This window comes from Candidatus Woesearchaeota archaeon, from assembly GCA_016214075.1.
In the GTDB taxonomy this organism is placed as follows: Archaea; Nanobdellota; Nanobdellia; order Woesearchaeales; family DSVV01; genus JACRPI01.
The window spans coordinates 12,317-29,798 of sequence record JACRPI010000003.1 but is presented as its reverse complement, the minus strand read 5'-3'; the positions used below and the strand labels follow the sequence as shown (position 1 = coordinate 29,798).

Annotated in this window: 14 protein-coding genes; 11 read left to right on the top strand and 3 right to left on the bottom strand. The window is 40.0% G+C overall.

Going from position 1 to position 17,482, the window contains the following annotated elements; all coding sequences use genetic code 11:
- Positions 1–235: 235 nt before the first annotated feature.
- Entirely contained in the window at positions 236–853 is a 618-nt protein-coding gene (locus tag HZC31_00540; protein MBI5001852.1) for a hypothetical protein, read from the top strand.
- A 191-nt stretch (positions 854–1,044) separates the two neighbouring features.
- On the opposite strand, the gene gap is transcribed toward HZC31_00540, so the two are convergent.
- The 3 genes from gap to HZC31_00525 are packed head-to-tail and all read right to left on the bottom strand — an operon-like array spanning position 1,045 to position 4,644.
- A complete protein-coding gene (gap, locus tag HZC31_00535) occupies positions 1,045–2,046 on the bottom strand; it encodes a type I glyceraldehyde-3-phosphate dehydrogenase (GenBank protein MBI5001851.1) in 1,002 nt (333 codons plus the stop codon).
- Between the two features lie 7 nt (positions 2,047–2,053).
- Complete coding sequence (gene fsa / locus HZC31_00530) at positions 2,054–2,716, bottom strand: fructose-6-phosphate aldolase (protein MBI5001850.1); 663 nt, start codon at positions 2,714–2,716, stop codon at positions 2,054–2,056.
- An 8-nt stretch (positions 2,717–2,724) separates the two neighbouring features.
- The gene (locus tag HZC31_00525) at positions 2,725–4,644 is read right to left on the bottom strand and encodes a hypothetical protein (protein MBI5001849.1); all 1,920 of its coding nucleotides are present in this window, start codon (positions 4,642–4,644) and stop codon (positions 2,725–2,727) included.
- 95 nt (positions 4,645–4,739) lie between these two features.
- On the opposite strand from HZC31_00525, the gene HZC31_00520 reads away from it, so the two are divergent.
- The 10 genes from HZC31_00520 (at position 4,740) to HZC31_00475 (ending at position 17,297) form a co-directional block, all read left to right on the top strand.
- Entirely contained in the window at positions 4,740–5,309 is a 570-nt protein-coding gene (locus tag HZC31_00520) for a hypoxanthine phosphoribosyltransferase (GenBank protein MBI5001848.1), read from the top strand.
- A 221-nt stretch (positions 5,310–5,530) separates the two neighbouring features.
- Positions 5,531–5,980 carry a hypothetical protein gene (locus HZC31_00515; protein ID MBI5001847.1) on the top strand — a complete coding sequence of 150 codons (450 nt, stop codon included), beginning with the start codon at positions 5,531–5,533 and terminating at the stop codon, positions 5,978–5,980.
- A gap of 305 nt (positions 5,981–6,285) precedes the next feature.
- Positions 6,286–6,804: a hypothetical protein gene (locus tag HZC31_00510; protein MBI5001846.1), complete on the top strand. Its 519-nt coding sequence runs from the start codon at positions 6,286–6,288 to the stop codon at positions 6,802–6,804.
- A gap of 67 nt (positions 6,805–6,871) precedes the next feature.
- Complete coding sequence (locus tag HZC31_00505; protein ID MBI5001845.1) at positions 6,872–7,708, top strand: nucleotidyltransferase family protein; 837 nt, start codon at positions 6,872–6,874, stop codon at positions 7,706–7,708.
- 138 nt (positions 7,709–7,846) lie between these two features.
- Positions 7,847–9,967, top strand: coding sequence for a phospho-sugar mutase (locus HZC31_00500; GenBank protein ID MBI5001844.1), 2,121 nt, complete (start codon positions 7,847–7,849; stop codon positions 9,965–9,967).
- Positions 9,968–10,411: 444 nt separating this feature from the next.
- Positions 10,412–11,548, top strand: coding sequence for a PKD domain-containing protein (locus tag HZC31_00495; protein MBI5001843.1), 1,137 nt, complete (start codon positions 10,412–10,414; stop codon positions 11,546–11,548).
- Between the two features lie 9 nt (positions 11,549–11,557).
- Positions 11,558–12,184: a hypothetical protein gene (locus tag HZC31_00490; protein MBI5001842.1), complete on the top strand. Its 627-nt coding sequence runs from the start codon at positions 11,558–11,560 to the stop codon at positions 12,182–12,184.
- A 9-nt stretch (positions 12,185–12,193) separates the two neighbouring features.
- Positions 12,194–13,636: a PKD domain-containing protein gene (locus HZC31_00485; GenBank protein ID MBI5001841.1), complete on the top strand. Its 1,443-nt coding sequence runs from the start codon at positions 12,194–12,196 to the stop codon at positions 13,634–13,636.
- 7 nt (positions 13,637–13,643) lie between these two features.
- Positions 13,644–15,104 (top strand): PKD domain-containing protein, encoded by a 1,461-nt coding sequence (locus HZC31_00480; protein MBI5001840.1) that lies wholly within the window; start codon positions 13,644–13,646, stop codon positions 15,102–15,104.
- Between the two features lie 51 nt (positions 15,105–15,155).
- Positions 15,156–17,297, top strand: coding sequence for a hypothetical protein (locus tag HZC31_00475; protein MBI5001839.1), 2,142 nt, complete (start codon positions 15,156–15,158; stop codon positions 17,295–17,297).
- The last annotated feature ends 185 nt before the right edge of the window (positions 17,298–17,482 follow it).

Genomic DNA, 17,482 nt, shown 5'->3' with positions numbered 1-17,482 from the left:
TCATTTCAAATAGTTTCATCTCTCCTCTCTTATTCTATTATTTTTCATTACTCTATTCTCAACCAACGCTTTTTGAACGTTTGAGATTTCTCTACAAAGAGCATCGTCATTAATTTTTTCTGAAAAGAGTAAAGATATTTAAAAAAAAATAGAGTGAAAAGAATCTCTAAAAAAATCAAGAAGAGAAATAGCTATAGCGCTAGAAAATAAGAAAAAACAAATGGAGTTGGTGAACATGTCAGCAGATGAAAAATTTGATTATATAGATAGAGCAGAGTACCAATATGAAAAGTATTGCAAGATTGTTTTAGGAAAGAAGAGATTGAACGAAAGCGAGATCGAAGTAATGATGGCAGCGCTAGAGGTAGAGAAGGGATTTGGAGATGGAGTGAGGTATCTTCTCAGGCAAGGAAGTTCAGGGTATGGAGATAGCTGTGCCTTTAGTCGTGCAATGAGAAAGAATTGGCAAAGGGTTCCATTTCCAATTCCTGAAGAAAGAAGAGATGATGTACAAAGACTTGCAGAAATGGATGTAGACACATATTATAATGTAAGATTCGTTGCACCAAAGTTTGCACTCTATCAGTACAAGTCTCTTAGTGATATTTTAGGAGTCAATGATTCTTATTGTGGGCCAGCAGAGAATCCTTTCGCAGTTGAAATCCCTGATTTGCTGATAAACGCAACAGTCTTGTTCGAATCTGATAAAATTCCAATGAATCTTTGTAATGCAGAGCTTTTTAGCGAAACTCTCAGGCAAACATGGAGACAGATTCCTGTTACAGGAGAAACGCAGAGAAAACTGGAAGAAATAGCGGAAATGAGGATAGAGCAATATCAACGGAGGAAATAAAAATGGAAAACAAAACAAAAAACGAAAAACAAGAACCAAGTCAAGAAGCGGAAGAACTATCAAGACGATAGAAGATCTTCCAGAAATAAAACGATTTGTTTAGGGAGCTTTGAATAATTCAATCTTTGCGTCGAATTCAAAGCGGCTCTAATGAAAATTTTGAATAACTCACCAAAGTGTCAAAATTATCATTAGAGATTCTCCCCAACAAACACAGCCAAATCAATCAAGCGACAGGCATAGCCATATTCATTGTCATACCATGCAATGACTTTGACCATATTCTCTCCGATCACATCAGTGCTTAACAAATCCACAATCGCGGAATGATGATTGCCAATAAAATCAGAAGAAACAAGCGGCTTCACCGTCACGCCAAGATATTGGTTTGCAGAAGCAACAAACGTTTCATTCACTTCTTCTTTGGTCACTTTTCTACCCAATGTGCAAACTAAATCAACAACAGAAACAGTTGGCACAGGAACGCGCAGTGCAATCCCTGTTAATTTCCCCGCAAGGGAAGGTATAACTTTCCCGACTGCTTCAGCTGCGCCGGTCGTTGTGGGAATAATATTCACAGAAGCAGTTCGTGCCCGTCGTAAATCTTTTTTATGCGAGTTGTCAATAATGTTCTGGTCATTGGTGATAGCGTGCACCGTCGTCATGAAACCTTTTTCAATTCCAAATTCTTTCTCCAAAACAGCGGCAACAGGTGCAAGACAATTTGTTGTGCAAGATGCGCACGATAACACATCTTCTTTTGTTTCTAAATATTTATCATGATTGACGCCCATGACATAAGTTCCACAACCTTTGCCAGGGGAAGAAATAATGACTTTTTTTACTTCATTCTCCAAATGCGCAGCAGCTTGTTCTTTTTTGACAAATTTGCCAGTGCATTCCAGTACAATATCAACATCGACAGAGTTCCAGGGAATATTTGCAGGATCATCTTCACGAAAAACAGTGACCTTTTCTCCATTTACTTGAAGATGATCATGTTCCACACCAACAGTGCCAGAAAATTTCCCATAAGTAGAGTCATATTGAAATAACAGTGCATGACTTTCGATGTCTGCTCGGCTATTAATCGCAACAACTTTAATCTTCTCTTTGTATTCTGGCAGCTGACAAATGCGTAATGCAAGCCGTCCAATTCTGCCAAAACCGTTGATGCCGATGCGGATCATAATAAAATCCTCAAACAATCCTTCTCAATTCCTCAGGAATCTTTTTCCAGTCATCCAAGAATTTCTGCAATCCAGAATCAGTAAGCGCATGCTTAAACAGCTGATCAATAATTTGTGGTGGACACGTTGCGACATGAGCGCCAGCAAGTGCGCTTTCCTTGACATGAATAGGATGCCTAATGGAAGCGGCAAGAATTTGTGTTGCGAATCCATAATTTTCATACAACTGTTTTATTTCCACAATCAAATCCATCCCTGTTTGACCAATGTCATCAAGTCTGCCAATAAATGGGCTGACATAGGTTGCTCCTGCTTTTGCGCACAATAATGCTTGGTTTGCGCTAAACACGAGGGTGCAATTTGTTTTAATGCCATGACGGGAAAACCATGCGATTGCTTTGACACCAGCAGGAGTCATCGGCACTTTGACCACAACATTCTTGTGAATCTTCACTAATTCTTGTCCTTCTTTAATCATGCCGTCAAAATCCGTTGCGATTACTTCTGCGCTCACTGGTCCATCAACAATCTGGCAAATATCAGAAACAACGTCTTTGAAATTCTTCCCCACTTTCAAAACAAGAGAAGGATTGGTCGTGACGCCATCAATAATACCTAAATCATTCAACCGTTTAATTTCCGCAACGTCTGCTGTATCTACAAAAATTTTCATGTTTTCACCTAAAACTGCTCTTTTCCTTCATAAACCTTCATCGCGAAATCAACGTCTTTATTGCCGTATGTAATCGCGGCAACAGCAGCGCACATTTTCAATGCAGAAGCCAAATCTTTCTGATGAATGTTTCTGCCTGTCGCGTTTCCAGAAGCGCCACTCACATGAATCTGTTTGTGTAATGTGTTCAAGAATTTGCGAACATCAGTACTTCCACCACCAGAGGTAATTAATCCAGTTCTTCCGGCAGCAAGCACTGCTTCTTTGAACGCTTCTTCACTAAGAACGCCTTCTTTCTTGCAGTAGTTCACCTTGACAAAATCCGCTCCTAAGCAGCATGCAACACCAGCAGCGCCAGCAATAATGTGCGGATCTTTTTCATCAGGAACAGCTGCTCCACGAGGATAAATCCACAATACCACAAGCATCCCATGTCTGTGCGCAGCGGCAATCAATCGTCCAGCTTCTGCGAACATTTCATCTTCGCGAGCGCTGCCGACATAAATGGTGTATCCCAATCCAACAATGTTCAAGCCACTGTTCTTCTTCAAATAAAGAACATCTTTGAAAGAAACAAGCGCGCTACTCACGGGTTCTGCTTGTTTTGTTTTGACAAGATGAGATTTAGAATTCATCTTGACTAAGTAAGGAACATCAATATAAGATCGTCCATATTTCGCGATTAATCCATATTGGCTGGCAAAAACACCGATGTGTTTTTTTGCAGAAGAAGCAATTCTAAAAAGATGTTCAGGATCAGCGTCATCGAGAGGAATAGTTCCTTCTTCGAAGGGCCCAAAAAAATCATCGTTAAGATGTTCTATTTTCTGATCACCAGCAAACAAAAATAATCGTCCTGTATTTTTAGTAATAGTCAAATAGTTATCGATGTATCGTTGCACCATTCCAGCAGGAACATCTGCGGGAACGTATACTTTTCGATCAGAACATTTCTTCTCTGTGCATTCAGTTGTCATAGTTTTCCCCTCGCAATGCTGATCAGTAGTTTTCCCAGTTTTTAGTGATGAATGTCCTTGCGCTGTATGGACGCCACGCAAAAATCGCGCGGCTTTTTCCACTTCAAGGGTGCTGCCAATGTAAATGCCATCTTTTTGATGAACTTTAGTAACGGGAATTTCTAAAATGCGTTGAAGCCCATTGGTCGCGCTTCCTCCTGCTTGTTCTGCGATAAATGCGAAAGGATAAAGTTCAAAGAGCACACGAAGTTTTCCGCCTGGGCTGTCAACGAGTGCAGGGTACGTAAACACGCCTCCTTTTTTGAGAAGGATTTGATGAAAATCAGGAACTAATCCACCGCTGTAACGCAATTTGTAGCCTTCTTGTTCAAGAGATTCAATATACGCGCGGTGCGCAGGAAGCCATTGTGTTCGCAAGCCACCGACACTATAAAGAGTTCCTTTTTCTTTCATGCGAAGATGTTCCTGCACAAGCATAAACTCATTTCCTTGGAGCATAAATTCATGGACGCCGTTTCCAGTGCTATAAACTAAAAGTGTCGTTGGTCCGTAAACAATGTATGCTGCTGCGACAAGTTTCCCAGTAAGGAGTTCTCCTTCCCAAATACCAAGAATAGTGCCGACAGAAAGATTGACATCAACAAGAGAAGAGCCATCAAGCGGGTCAATGCTGATAGAGTACGGCGCGTGTTCATTCAAACGCGTGATTTCTTCGCGTTCTTCTGACGCAAAACTGCGCACATTGTTTTTTTGTTTGAACAGATCAAAGAATAAATTATCAGCAGCAACATCCATCTGCACTTGAAGGTCGCCGGTACTGTTTATAGTGCCTGCGTATTTTCTGTTTTCAGGATGAAAGAGCGCGCTTACGTGTTGTGCGCCTTCTGCGAGTGTTAAAAGAATCTCGCGAATCGCGTCATTGTCGTAGCCCAGTTTTTCGTACAGTCGCATCAGTTATCCCTTTAAAAAGTGGTTTTTGCGCGCTTTAAATGTTTTATTAAAAAAATTAGCGAAAACAATAAATAGGCAAATCTCCTTCCTTATGTATGGCAGAAGAAGTACAAAAACTCTTTATTACTCCTGATTCTTTACGTAGAGATGCTGTTGCAGTTGCGCGGCAATTATATGATGCGGGCTATCAGCCAAACCGAATTATTGGATTGTGGCGTGGTGGATCTCCTATTGGATTGTATGTTCATGAAGCGCTGAAAGTGCTTGGTGTTCGTGCGGATTATATTCCTGTTATTACAAGAGGATATAAAGATGGCGCTGATAAGCCTCGTGCTCGTGTTGCAGTGCAAGGACTTGATTCGCTTGCAGGAGTGACAAGAAAAGACGACAATGTCTTAGTTGTTGATGATGTTTGGGATTCGGGAAGAAGTATAGATCAATTTTTTCTGATGTTTGAAGGAGCAACTGGTGATCAATTCCCTGACAATATTCGTGTTGCGACAGTGTATTACAAACCAGAGAGAAATAAATCCAAGAGAAAACCCGATCATTTTATTCATAAAACAGATCAATGGCTTGTCTTTCCGCATGAATTGGGTGATTGTACGCAAGAGGAGATTGCAACACACTATGGATCAGATATCGCGGCATTATTAAGAAAATAATTCTCAAGCAAAAAACCATAGTGCAAAAAGAATTGCAACAAGTGCCATCCAGAAATACATAGAATAATGCGGCGGTTCTTCTGGTACTTTTTCAAAACGGGGCAATCCTGTTCTGTTGTATTGCATATATATGACCTTGTTTGTGATGTAACAAAAAGATGCTTATATAGTTTTCGACACGACAAATCCAAACGTATTTATAGTGGTTTTATCCTAATGCAATGACAAAAGAGGGGAACATGGCGGATTTACGAAGAATCATTGGAGTCACACAAATAACACTGGGAATTTTTTTGATTATTGCGACAGTGTATCTCAGTAATCTTTTTGCTGCGTCGCATATCCAATTTACACAAACTGCGTCTGATCAACTCAGCGGGTTAGAGCGCGCGGAGCTTGCGCGTGGAGAAATTGTGCCAGAATATGCGACGATACACACCAATTACATTCTTCTATCCAATCTTTATGTCGCGCTTCTGGTGAATTTCGGATTAAGCGCATTATTTATTCTTGTTGCGTTCATGTTAATTTTGCAAGGTATTGTGAATAAATTCGCGATCCCAAAACTTTCTGTCGGCTATAAACCATTGCTGTGGCTTGGCTTGATTGGTCTGGTGACCGTCTTTATCGTTCTGATCATCATACAGTTTTTTATGAGAAATTATTTCTGATAGTGGATCATATTTTTAATATACCTTGTTAAGAATATTTCTTATAAAAAAAGAGACGCTCGACAAATGCTCGCGTCTTAACGCACAAGGTCTCACAGGAACGTTCGACCTTGTGCGTTTCACACAAAAACAACATGGCCAGACGAAGCAAACCACGTTCCCTTACAAAGTGAGGGGTTGTGGTTTGCGAAGTAGGGCTTGGAGCGAAGCGACAAGACCGTCTGTGCCATTGTTGTTGTTTTTGTGTGCTTCACCGTTTACTTAAATCACAAACATTTTTATTCTGATAACATTTTATTTCTTCAATGAAAAAAATAATTCTTATTGCAAGCGTCATATTTCTTGTCCTTCTCTTCCCCATCTACCAACTCTACGCGTTAAACTCCGTCGAAATGCAGGACTTTGAAATAACAGAAGTGGGTATGAATAGAAATCTCCAGTTCACAATCGAAGGAGAAGGCGTCCTTTCCAATCCAAGTGCAATTCCCGTCACAATCAAAGAAATTCGTTATGTTGGAACAATAAAAGAAGAAACTGTTTTGGAAGGAACTATTGAAACAATTAAAATCCCTGCGGGAGAAACAGCAACGTTTTCATTAAATGATGAGATTGAGTGGGTTCCAGATCAGGAAACAATGGTGCTCATTGTAGCGGGAAAAAATGTGACTATGGACATCAAGGTTGACGCAGATGCGTCGTATCTCGCTTTCTTTACTCTCACAGGTCATACGGAAAAAAGTATCAACATTGGTAAATTAGCGAGGCCGTATGTCGAAGCGCAGATGGCAAAAGTCACCGATACATTGGATGCGTTGTTTGGATAAGCACAATTATCACACATCCTCATACTTTTTCATAACTTTTATATACCCTTCATAATTCTTGCATACAATGAAAGAGCGAGTAACATTAACAGTAGAACAAAGTATTCTCGAAAGCGTCGACAAACAAGTCGATGGATTCAAAATAAAGAACAGATCGCACGCAGTAGAATTATTATTAATGAAAGCAATGGATCAAACAAGACCAAAGAAAGCGTTTATTCTTGCGGGTGGAAAAGGGACACGATTAAAGCCAATCACCAATGAAATTCCAAAACCGCTTGTTCCGCTTCACGACAAACCCATCCTTCAGCACACATTAGATTTGTTCAAGAAGCATGGAATTACGGACATTATTATTTCCATTGGATATAAAGGAGAAAAAATAAAGGAATATTTCGGTAATGGAAAGCGATTTGGTGTGAACATCACCTACGTCGAAGAAACAGATCCACTCGGAACAGCAGGTCCGCTCAATCTCGCGCGAGAGTATCTCACAGACACGTTCGTGATGTGCAATGCAGATGAATTAAAAAATATTGATCTCAATGAAATGTATTTGTTCCATAAAGAGAATGGCGCGGCGGCAACACTCGCGTTGACGACAGTCGCGGATCCGAGTCAGTATGGCGTTGCGAAATTGATGGGCAGTAAAATTCAGGAATTTATTGAAAAGCCTGCGGCGGGAACTGCGCCGTCCAATCTGATTAACGCGGGATTATATATTCTTGAACCATCTGTGTTGGATCTTGTCCCAAAAGGCGCGAGTTCAATTGAAAGAGAAGTGTTTCCGAAGATTGCGACAGATGGAAAACTGTTTGGATTTCCATTTTCAGGACAGTGGTTTGATACGGGAACTCTTGAGCGCTATGAAGACGCGATGGCAAAGTGGAACGATATTATTTGATCTATTTAGAAAAAACGCGCACCAACACACTGAACACGCACTAATAAAGAAAAAGTATCTTCAAATATTTATTATTAAAATAAAAAAAGGATTAGAGATTCAGAAGCGATAAGGCGATTCAAAAGCAGTTGAGCGAATATGCAAGAAGTGAATATTTTACAAAAGATTGAAGAAGGATTTTCTCATCTCCAAGTTTCTAATTTCTACAAAATCGCGGCAATAAAAAATATCCAACGCTGGCTGACAAAAGAAGAATTCAAAGACTACAAAGAACAAATTCTCTATTTAATAGAAAATAAAAAATTCGAACTCCTCCTCGACAGTTTTTATCAAGTGATCCCTTTTGGAACAGGAGGAAGACGTGGACCAGTAGGAATTGGGACAAACAGAATAAACACGTGGACCCTCCAAGCATCTGCGCAAGGGCATAGTAATTATCTTCTCAAAAAATATCCAGATGCAAAAGAGCGAGGCGTTGTTATTGCGTATGACTGTAGAAAATATCCAGAAACAACTGTCTACAATCCAAACCTCCCGAATCCAGTTAAAGGAATGACTTCAAAAGATTTTGCAGAAGCAGCGGCGGCAGTCTACACTGCAAATGAACTTCTTGTTTATATCTTCGAAGATATTCGCACAACACCAGAACTGTCGTTTGCGGTTCCTCATCTCAACGCAGTCGCGGGAATTGTCATCAGCGCAAGCCACAATCCTAAAGAAGACAATGGAAAAAAAATCTACGGCGCTGACGGATCGCAATTAATTCCTCCTGAAGATCAGGTTGTTGCGGAGACAGTCAACGCAGTGGAAACAATCAATCGCGAAGCAAATGCAAATCTGATAAGAAAGATAGGAAAAGAAATAGATGACGCGTATATTGCGGCAGTCAGAAATGCGGCGCAAATAACAAAACAAATCAACAACAAGAGTATCAAAATCTTGTATACCCCATTGCATGGCGTCGGTTCGACAAGTATTTTCAAAGCGCTAACAGAAGCAGGGTTTAGTGTCATTGAAGACAATGCGACAAAAACACCAGATGGTTTTTTTACAAATGTCAAATTTAACATTCCAAATCCAGAAGTTCCGGAATCCTTTGAAACGTGCTATACAAATCCAGAAGCGGCATTGTGCGATATTATTTTCGCGTCAGATCCTGACGCGGATCGTTTGGGCGTCGCTGCAAAACACAATGGCAAATGGAAATACCTCAACGGAAATGAAATAGGAATAATTCTGCTTGCGGCGCTTGTTGCAAAAGAACAAAACGCGGCAGATAAAATTGTCGCGAAAACAGCAGTCACTTCTTCACTGCTCACAAAAATGTGCGAAAAAAACGAAATCAGCATAATCAATGATCTTCTGGTTGGGTTCAAATATGTGGGAAATGAAATTGCGCAATTAGAAAAACAAGAAAAAGAAAAAAACTTCCTACTTGGGCTTGAAGAAAGTCATGGGTATCTTGTGGGAACATATTGCAGAGATAAAGACGCAGCAGCAGCAGCGTTAGTGCTTGCGGAGCTTGCAGAAAAACTAAAACCGCAAAACAAAACAATCGTCAAATTTCTTGATGACATCTACAAAGAGTATGGGTATGCGGAGAATTATTTGGCATCATTAATTATGCAGGGAGCAGCAGGGATTGAAAAGATTACAATGATTCAAAATGAATTCAGAGCAAAAAAGCCAAAAAAAATTGGAGAATTTTTTGTGAAAGGTTTTACTGACAAATGGGACGGCGGAAAACATTTGTCAGAGACAGACACAGCGTCAAGAAACGTTCTCGTATTTGAATTAGATCCAGTAGAAAATGTAGAATCCATGAAAATCACTGTGCGTCCTTCGGGAACAGAGCCAAAAACGAAAATATACATGGAAGTCGTTGCAAAACCTTTAGGAAAAGAAGCGTCAGATGAACAACTGGAAAAAGAAAAACAAATATGCAAAGAAATTCGAAATAAAATAAAGAATGCATTCCTCAAAGAAGCGTATAATATATTGAACATAGAAATGCCTGAGCGAGGATATCTGTTGTCCGATCTTCTTTCTGTGGAAACAAAAACAAAATACTTTGCTGTTGAAAAGAACTTGCTTGAAACAAAAATGAAGTATGACAAAAAAGAAATAACGCTGCAAGAGTATGAAGAAAGAATATCTAGTACACTTAAAATCTTTGGCAAAGATCCTGTTGAAAAGATAAACGCATGCTTTGAAGTAGAGCATAAAACTTCATTTAAGGAATATTTTCAATTATCCTAAACAAAATCTTTTCTTGCTCACCCATTCTCATTAATCGCCTTGCAGCGCTTGAGAATCCCCAAACCTTTTTATTACCGAATGGGTTTACTTCGAACCGAAGGTTCGTAGTATTACGAGCATAGCTCGAAATAATACCCCGTAGCTTGCTACGGATTCGATACCCATGAGCGTAATAACACAAATTCCGTTAAGAAAATTCGCTAATACTGTGAAAACGAAGTTTTCATGCACAAAAAATTCATTTTTTAGTGCCCCGCAGCTCTGCTGCGATTGGGATAGCGAATTTTTAGGAATTTGTATTTATTCTCTTAACAGCAAAATTAATCTAACAAGAAGGCCATTGTAAGGACAAAAAAGCTATTTTCGTAATGTTTATATACTATTTTCTTCAGAACGAGGGAGATATTCGTAAATAGTGATCATTTTCAAAATGAGGTGGCTTCAGTGAAAACAAAATATTTTATTTCAATTCTAGTATTAGTAGTTCTTTTCTTGCAGAGTTGTTCCAGTGGATTTACTGTTTCCTACACAGGAGATTATTGTGAAGATGGCATTATGGACAGAGATGAAACTGATGTTGATTGTGGTGGTCAATATTGTGATGAGTGCAGCGACTCTGAGTCAGAAGCGACAACTGCGACAGCAGATTGTGGTGATACAACATACACTGCAACGCTTGGGGATGAAATTTCTTTTGATGGTTCAGCAAGCAGTGGTTCAGGAACATTAACCTATTCTTGGGATGTAGATGGTGATGGAAGTGAGGATACAGGTTCTGTCACCTATGATTATTCTTATGACACAGCAGGAACCTACGATGCAATATTAACAATTACTGATGAGGACGGAAATACAGATGAGTGTACAATCGAAGTGACTGTAGAAGAGGAAGTTGCCGACGCGGATGCTGATGGCGTTGCAGACGGAGATGATGTTTGTGAAGATTATGATGATACAGCAGATGCGGACAGCGATACAGTTCCTGATGGCTGCGATCTTTGTGATGAAGAAGATGACACTGTTGATGATGATGCGAATGACATCGCAGATTGTTTGGAAACAGAAGAAGATACAACTACAGATACAGATGGAGATGGATTAACTGATGATGAAGAAATAACATACGGAACAGATCCTAATGATGTGGATACAGATGATGATGGATTATCTGATTATGAAGAAGTTATGGGTTTAGAAACATCGTATGGTGTTCTTTATACTTCTGATCCATTGGATGATGATTCTGATGATGACGGTCTCAGTGATGCGGATGAGCATGAGAATGATACAAACCCTGAAGATAGTGATACAGAAGGAGATCTTTCCACAGACTATGAAGAGATTATTACTTATGGCAGTGATCCGTTAGATGCAGATTCTCCTGAATGTTTGAATGATGATTATTGTGACAGCAGTGCGTATGAGTTGTGCAATGCCACATTTGGTGCGTATAGTTGTTATGTCGCAGCATGTTCTGATGGTGAAGACAATGATGGGGATGGAAGTTGGGATTATAGTGGTGATTCTTCTTATACAGATACAAGTTGCAGTGGATATGATGACGATGATGAATCAAGTTAAGGTGAAAAAATGGAAGACGAAAAACTAAAACTCTTATTGGTTGCAATTGTCGGTGTTGTTGCAGTGCTTGGTATTCTAACGCTTATCGCGAGTGGAATATCCGCTCCAGTAGATGATGTTTCAGGTGAAGCAATTTCCGCAAGATCAAGTAGTATCAAAAGCGATACCTTCTCGAAGATCGCATCAATCAGTAAAACAACAGACTCAGATAGTGATGGTATAAAGAACGGCTATGAAACAGATAGTTCGTTGGGGTACAAAACAAGTTATTTGAAAGCAGATACTGATGGTGATGGATATAGAGATTTATTTGAATATTATACGCAGACAGATCCAACAGATAGTAGCGATTATACAGAATGTTATGATGATGATGGTAGTATTGATCTCAGTACACAAGGAACAGTTTTTTCATATTCTTCAAGTGCACCAAATACTGGAACACAAAACTCAGATGAATGTGAAACATCAACTTCTTCATGGCCAGTGTACTGTTATGAGGAAGATGGTACTGGAACAAGTAATTGTGATGATGTGACTTTGTTAGAATGGACGTGCACATCAGGTGGTACTGCAACATCAAAGAATTATAATTGTCCCTCAGGAACAGCATGCAATAATGGTGCATGCGTATAAGGTGAAATCATGAAAAAACAATATGTCTTTTTATTTTCAGTAATGCTTGTGGCATTGCTTTTCCTCTCCAGCTGTAAGAATGGCGGAGATAATGCTGATGATCTCGAAGAAAAGCGAGCATGCTTCAAAGAATGTATGTTAGTGGAAGATGATAAAGCATATTGTTTGGATGATTGTGATATGAAAGAAAAAGATTTGGAACTCAAGAAAGATATCTGTGGGGACACTGTTTGTCAGCCATCAGAAGAAGGGGGTGTCTGTCCAGAAGATTGTGAAACTTGTTCAACAGACGCGGATTGCGCAGAAAAAGAAGTGTGTGAAGACAGCGCGTGCAAACCAGTAGATTGTACAGAAGATAGTCATTGTCCAGACGGGTATGTCTGCGCAGAGAATGCATGTACAGAAGAGGAAGAAGAGATTGATACTTCTGCAACGCAAGAAATTCAAGACACCATTGATGACTTGAACACACAAATCGAAACACTCCTCGATCAAATTGACGCGTTGCAAACAAGTTTGGACGTGGCAGACGCGAGTGATGAAGATATTGCCGCAATCCAGGAAGACATTGATGCGTTAGACGATGTCGTGACAGAGTTAGAATCATATAAAGACACGCTTGCGGGGTATGAAGACGATCTTGATGCGGTAGAAACAAATGCGGAAATCGCGAATATCGGATTGACTGTTGACGCGGCAAAAACAGAAATTGAAGCATACATCGAAGAGCAGACAACAGAAGTTGAAGCGATAGAAGAAGCGATTAATGATCTTGAGCCAGCGACAAGTCCTGATTTGACAGTAGAAGATCTTGACTTTGAGAGCATTGATGGCAATGACGCGACATTCACTATTACATTCAAGAATGATGATGAAGGAAACATAACTGCAAACGATTCGTTTAGGGTAAAACTCAGTAGTTATGAAACAGATAACAGTACAAAGGTAGATGATGTCAAGGCAACGTTCAGCGATGGTCTTGAGCCAGACGATGAAGGAGAAGTAGAAGTAGAAATAGAAATTGAGTACAATCCGGAAGATTATTTTAATGCAAACAGTGCAGCGCAAACATATCTTGTCCTTTTCCTTGTGGAAGTGGATGTTGATGATGTGATTAATGAAAGCGATGAAGATAATAATGAAGAATATTTCAACATCACATTTGACAGAGAAGATTATGTGACAAATACCGCGCCTGTTGCAAATATTACAGTAAGCCCTTCGAATGCGAGTGTTTCTGTGAATGAAACAGTCACCTTTAGTGGCACAGGAAGTACAGATAGCGACGGAAGTATTAGCAGTTATTCGTGGGACTTTGGCGATAGTTATAGCAGTACAAGTTCCGGACCAACACATTCGTACAGTTCAGCAGGAAGTTACACGGTCATATTAACAGTCACGGATAATGATGGCGTGACAGATACAGAAACTGTAACTATAACAGTTTCATAGGTGAAAAATGAATAAAGTAATAATTGTACTCCTCTCAATACTCACTGTTTTTTTCTTAACAGCGCAAACGTGTTCATACGGTGGAGTTTCAACAGGTTTAGCAGCAGACTGTGTTGGTGAAGAAGACATTGTGTGTGATGAAGACAAAGCATACCAATGTCAGCTCGCGTCGTATGGGGTAGGATATTATGTCACTCGCGCAACAGCGTTTGATTCTTCGGAATGCAATGCAGAACAGATATGTGCATCACAGGACGATTGCTCAGAAGGATATTGTATTGCAGGAACATGCGTAGAAGAGATTACGGTCACCACTTGTTCTTCAAACGCAGAGTGTGCAGAAGATGAAGTTTGCCTCCCAGAGTACAATATCTGTTATACAGAGCCAACAGCATCATGCGCAGATACAGATGTGTCAAATGATCCAACAGTGCTCGGTAAAATTTATGGTCTTTCGTTTGCAGATGGCGAAGAAGCAGAAGGTGAAGAAGACATTTGTGCAGATGATGGAACAGGTTCGTGGGAATTTTATTGTGATGAAGAAAGTGATTACATTACTGCGGAATTTGTTGCGTGTGATGATGGGATGATTTGTAGCGAAGGAATCTGTCAAGAAACAGAAGGAACGCGATGCATGTCTGCTGATGATTGCACTGATGATGAAGTGTGCGCTCCGTATACTGATACATGTCAAGAAGCGCCAGCAACAGGGTGCGTGGATACAGATGAAGCAAATGATCCATACACAGCAGGAACAATTAGCGGAGCATCTGATTATGATTTTACTGATATTACAGATTGGCCAGATCGTTGTGCGCCAGACAGAGAAAGTGTTATTGAATATTATTGTCATGAGAGTGGATATGTCGCGGCGGAAAGAATTGCGTGTGATACAGATGAATTTTGTAATCCTTCTTTAGGAGTGTGTGAAACAGCAATAATATCGGGAGTAGAGTTAGGAGCGCATACTATGGTGGAGTTAGAGTCGAGAGAGGCATTAGTCGCAAGTGCTGATCTGGCTAAAAGTGGAAGGGCTGTCTTAGAAGTAGTAGATGCATCATCGGGAGCAAGAACAATGAGTGCTTTAGGAATAACTGCGCAGAGTATGATGACAAGTGCATTAGCAAGTTCCTTAGGTGGATCAACAAGTTATAAAAAAAGTCCATCTATATTCATTTCAGGAATAACAGCAGTAACACCTGGTGCTTTTTTTACATATGTCTATGCTGATTGTGGTGCAACAGTGTATGGTGGAGTAGTGGGTGAAGAAATAATATTTGATGGTTCTGCGAGTACTGGAGATATTACCCTATATACATGGAGTTTTGGGGACGGAACAGAAGAATATGGTGCATCTTCAGTGAACACGCACAGCTTTACGAGTGCTTCAACATATAAAATGCAGCTCTCTGTAGAGAGTGATTCAGACAGTGATATGTGTGAAGCAGATGTGATCATTACAAGTTAGTTTTCGTAATTATTATATACTCGCGAGTTTCAAAAAAAGAACAGGGTTACAATGAACAAAAAAATAATTATTGCAATGCTTTCAGTTTTAGCAGTGATATTCTTAACAGCGCAAACGTGTACAACAGGGTTAGCTGCGGAATGTACGAGCGTCGGAGATATTTTGTGTGATGACACAGAAGCATACGAGTGTGGATATTCAGGGTATGGCTATTACGTCAGCAGAGCGTCAGAGTATGATATAGAATATTGCGGCGCAACAGACACAACAACAGATACTGACGAAGATGGACTAACCGATTATGATGAAGTAAATACGTATGGCACCGATCCTTATGATAGAGACACAGATGGCGATGGTGCATTAGATGGAGAAGAAGTGGTTGCAGACTATGATGCGTTGGATGCGACAGATACTCCAAGCAGCATGACAGGTTTGCCAACACATAGCTCAAGCTCATTAAGTTCTGATGGTGACAGTGATGGTTTAACAGATCTTGAAGAGATTACATATGGCACAGATCCAGACGATGCAGATTCTGACGATGATCATCTCTCTGATAGTGTGGAAGTAGGTGCAGGAACAGATCCAAACCTTGCAGATACAGATGGTGATGGATATGATGACGGATTTGAAGTCCGTGCGGGTTCTGATCCATTGAACGCAACAGATGTTCCTGGAGCAAGAGATCGAGATGCAGATGGCATGCCTGATTTCTTTGAGATTGCGTTTGGCTTTGATCCATTGGATGCGACTGACGCAAGCGAAGATTATGATGGTGATGGTCTCTCCAATTACGAGGAATATTTGTATGAAACAGATCCAACAACAGGAGATACCGACGGAGATACGTACAGCGATTATGATGAAATAAATGTGTATGAGACAAATCCAAGAAATGCTGCTGACTATCCAGTAGTGATGTCTGCTATACCGAGAGTGACAGAGTTTAGGACATTCCCGATGTTTGCGACAACAGATACAGATGGTGATGGTTTAACAGATTCTCAAGAAGCAAATTTAGGAACTGATGAAACCAATACAGACACCGATGGGGATGGGCTTTCTGATTATGATGAAGCAGTAACATATAGTACGGATCCTCTAGATGATGATACAGACGGCGATGGATTGCCGGATGGATGGGAAGTAACATATAGTTTCAATCCAAATCATACAGGAACAGATTCAGGAGATTATGACAGCGATGGTTTAACAAATTTGGAAGAGTATGAAGCAGGGACAGATCCAACAGTTGCAGGACTTGAAGTAGATTGTGGTGTGACTACGGCAGAAGTTTATGTGGGAATTGATGCAACATTTGACGGTTCTGCGAGTAATGGTGATATTGATTTTTATGAGTGGGATTGGGATGATGGAACTGCTGACACAAGTATGTTAGAAGTGGGTGCTGTTGAAGTAGAAACGCACGAGTATCGTTCTGAAGGAGTATACCTCCCAGCATTGACAATAACAGACACAAATGGAAATACAGATGTATGTAATCTTATTCTCACTGTAAAAGAAACAGATGAAGAAATTGAAGATCTTCAGCTTTTCAAATTAGAGGATATGACGCATTATACTTCTTCAGCAACAGCAGATGCTATCTTCCCTATCACAGCAATTACAGAAGAAAGCTCCAGAGAAAGAGATTCTAGGGCGATAAAAAATACAAAACTCGTGAATAGTTATGATGCGGGGAAAGACGCAGGCTATTATTTAGACTTTTATTCTGGCAGTTCTGACCCGCGGGATGTAATATTTACAGATGCAAGTTATTTGAAGCCAAGTTCTTGGCTTATAGTACAGGTTGAAGGAAAGATCAATGCGGTCTCTTTTGGAGATAGACATGCATATATGCTTACAAAAACAACTGACACCTGTGGAAAACCACTATATGCTATTTTGACCTATGATTCAAAATATGTGTTTAGCATTATGATTGAAGGCACAGAGTATACGCTCAGTTCAGATTCAGAGGTAACAAGTGCATGGCAGGAAGTTCGTGGTGTGTATACAGGAGATGAAGTTCAGTTGTATATTGATGGAGTATTAGAGGAGTCGGAATCAGTTTCAGGAGAAATAAGTTCTTCTGCAACAGCGGGTTCTCTTGTGCTTGGGTATGATACTGCTTGTGATAATTACCAATATCATGGATATATTGATAACATCTATATTTACGGAGAATAAGTTTTTCTTTCGCAAGGTTAAACAATTTTTTGCAAAAGCAGCAGAATAAAGATCCGTGTTGAGTATTTGAATGGGGAAAATATTATAGAGAGCTTTGAATAATTCAATTTTTGTGCGAATTCAAAGCGGTTCTATTGAGAATTTTGAGAAAAAATCACATGCTGTATCTCAGAAAGTGATTTTTT

Bases quoted from the DNA above. Each gene is read 5' to 3' on its own strand.
- HZC31_00540 (MBI5001852.1), top strand. From the start codon at position 236: ATGTCAGCAGATGAAAAATTTGATTATATAGATAGAGCAGAGTACCAA.
- HZC31_00480 (MBI5001840.1), top strand. From the start codon at position 13,644: ATGAATAAAGTAATAATTGTACTCCTCTCAATACTCACTGTTTTTTTC.
- HZC31_00490 (MBI5001842.1), top strand. From the start codon at position 11,558: ATGGAAGACGAAAAACTAAAACTCTTATTGGTTGCAATTGTCGGTGTT.
- fsa (MBI5001850.1), bottom strand. From the start codon at position 2,716: ATGAAAATTTTTGTAGATACAGCAGACGTTGCGGAAATTAAACGGTTG.
- HZC31_00485 (MBI5001841.1), top strand. From the start codon at position 12,194: ATGAAAAAACAATATGTCTTTTTATTTTCAGTAATGCTTGTGGCATTG.
- HZC31_00525 (MBI5001849.1), bottom strand. From the start codon at position 4,644: ATGCGACTGTACGAAAAACTGGGCTACGACAATGACGCGATTCGCGAG.
- HZC31_00515 (MBI5001847.1), top strand. From the start codon at position 5,531: ATGACAAAAGAGGGGAACATGGCGGATTTACGAAGAATCATTGGAGTC.
- HZC31_00505 (MBI5001845.1), top strand. From the start codon at position 6,872: ATGAAAGAGCGAGTAACATTAACAGTAGAACAAAGTATTCTCGAAAGC.
- HZC31_00475 (MBI5001839.1), top strand. From the start codon at position 15,156: ATGAACAAAAAAATAATTATTGCAATGCTTTCAGTTTTAGCAGTGATA.
- HZC31_00510 (MBI5001846.1), top strand. From the start codon at position 6,286: ATGAAAAAAATAATTCTTATTGCAAGCGTCATATTTCTTGTCCTTCTC.
- HZC31_00500 (MBI5001844.1), top strand. From the start codon at position 7,847: ATGCAAGAAGTGAATATTTTACAAAAGATTGAAGAAGGATTTTCTCAT.
- HZC31_00520 (MBI5001848.1), top strand. From the start codon at position 4,740: ATGGCAGAAGAAGTACAAAAACTCTTTATTACTCCTGATTCTTTACGT.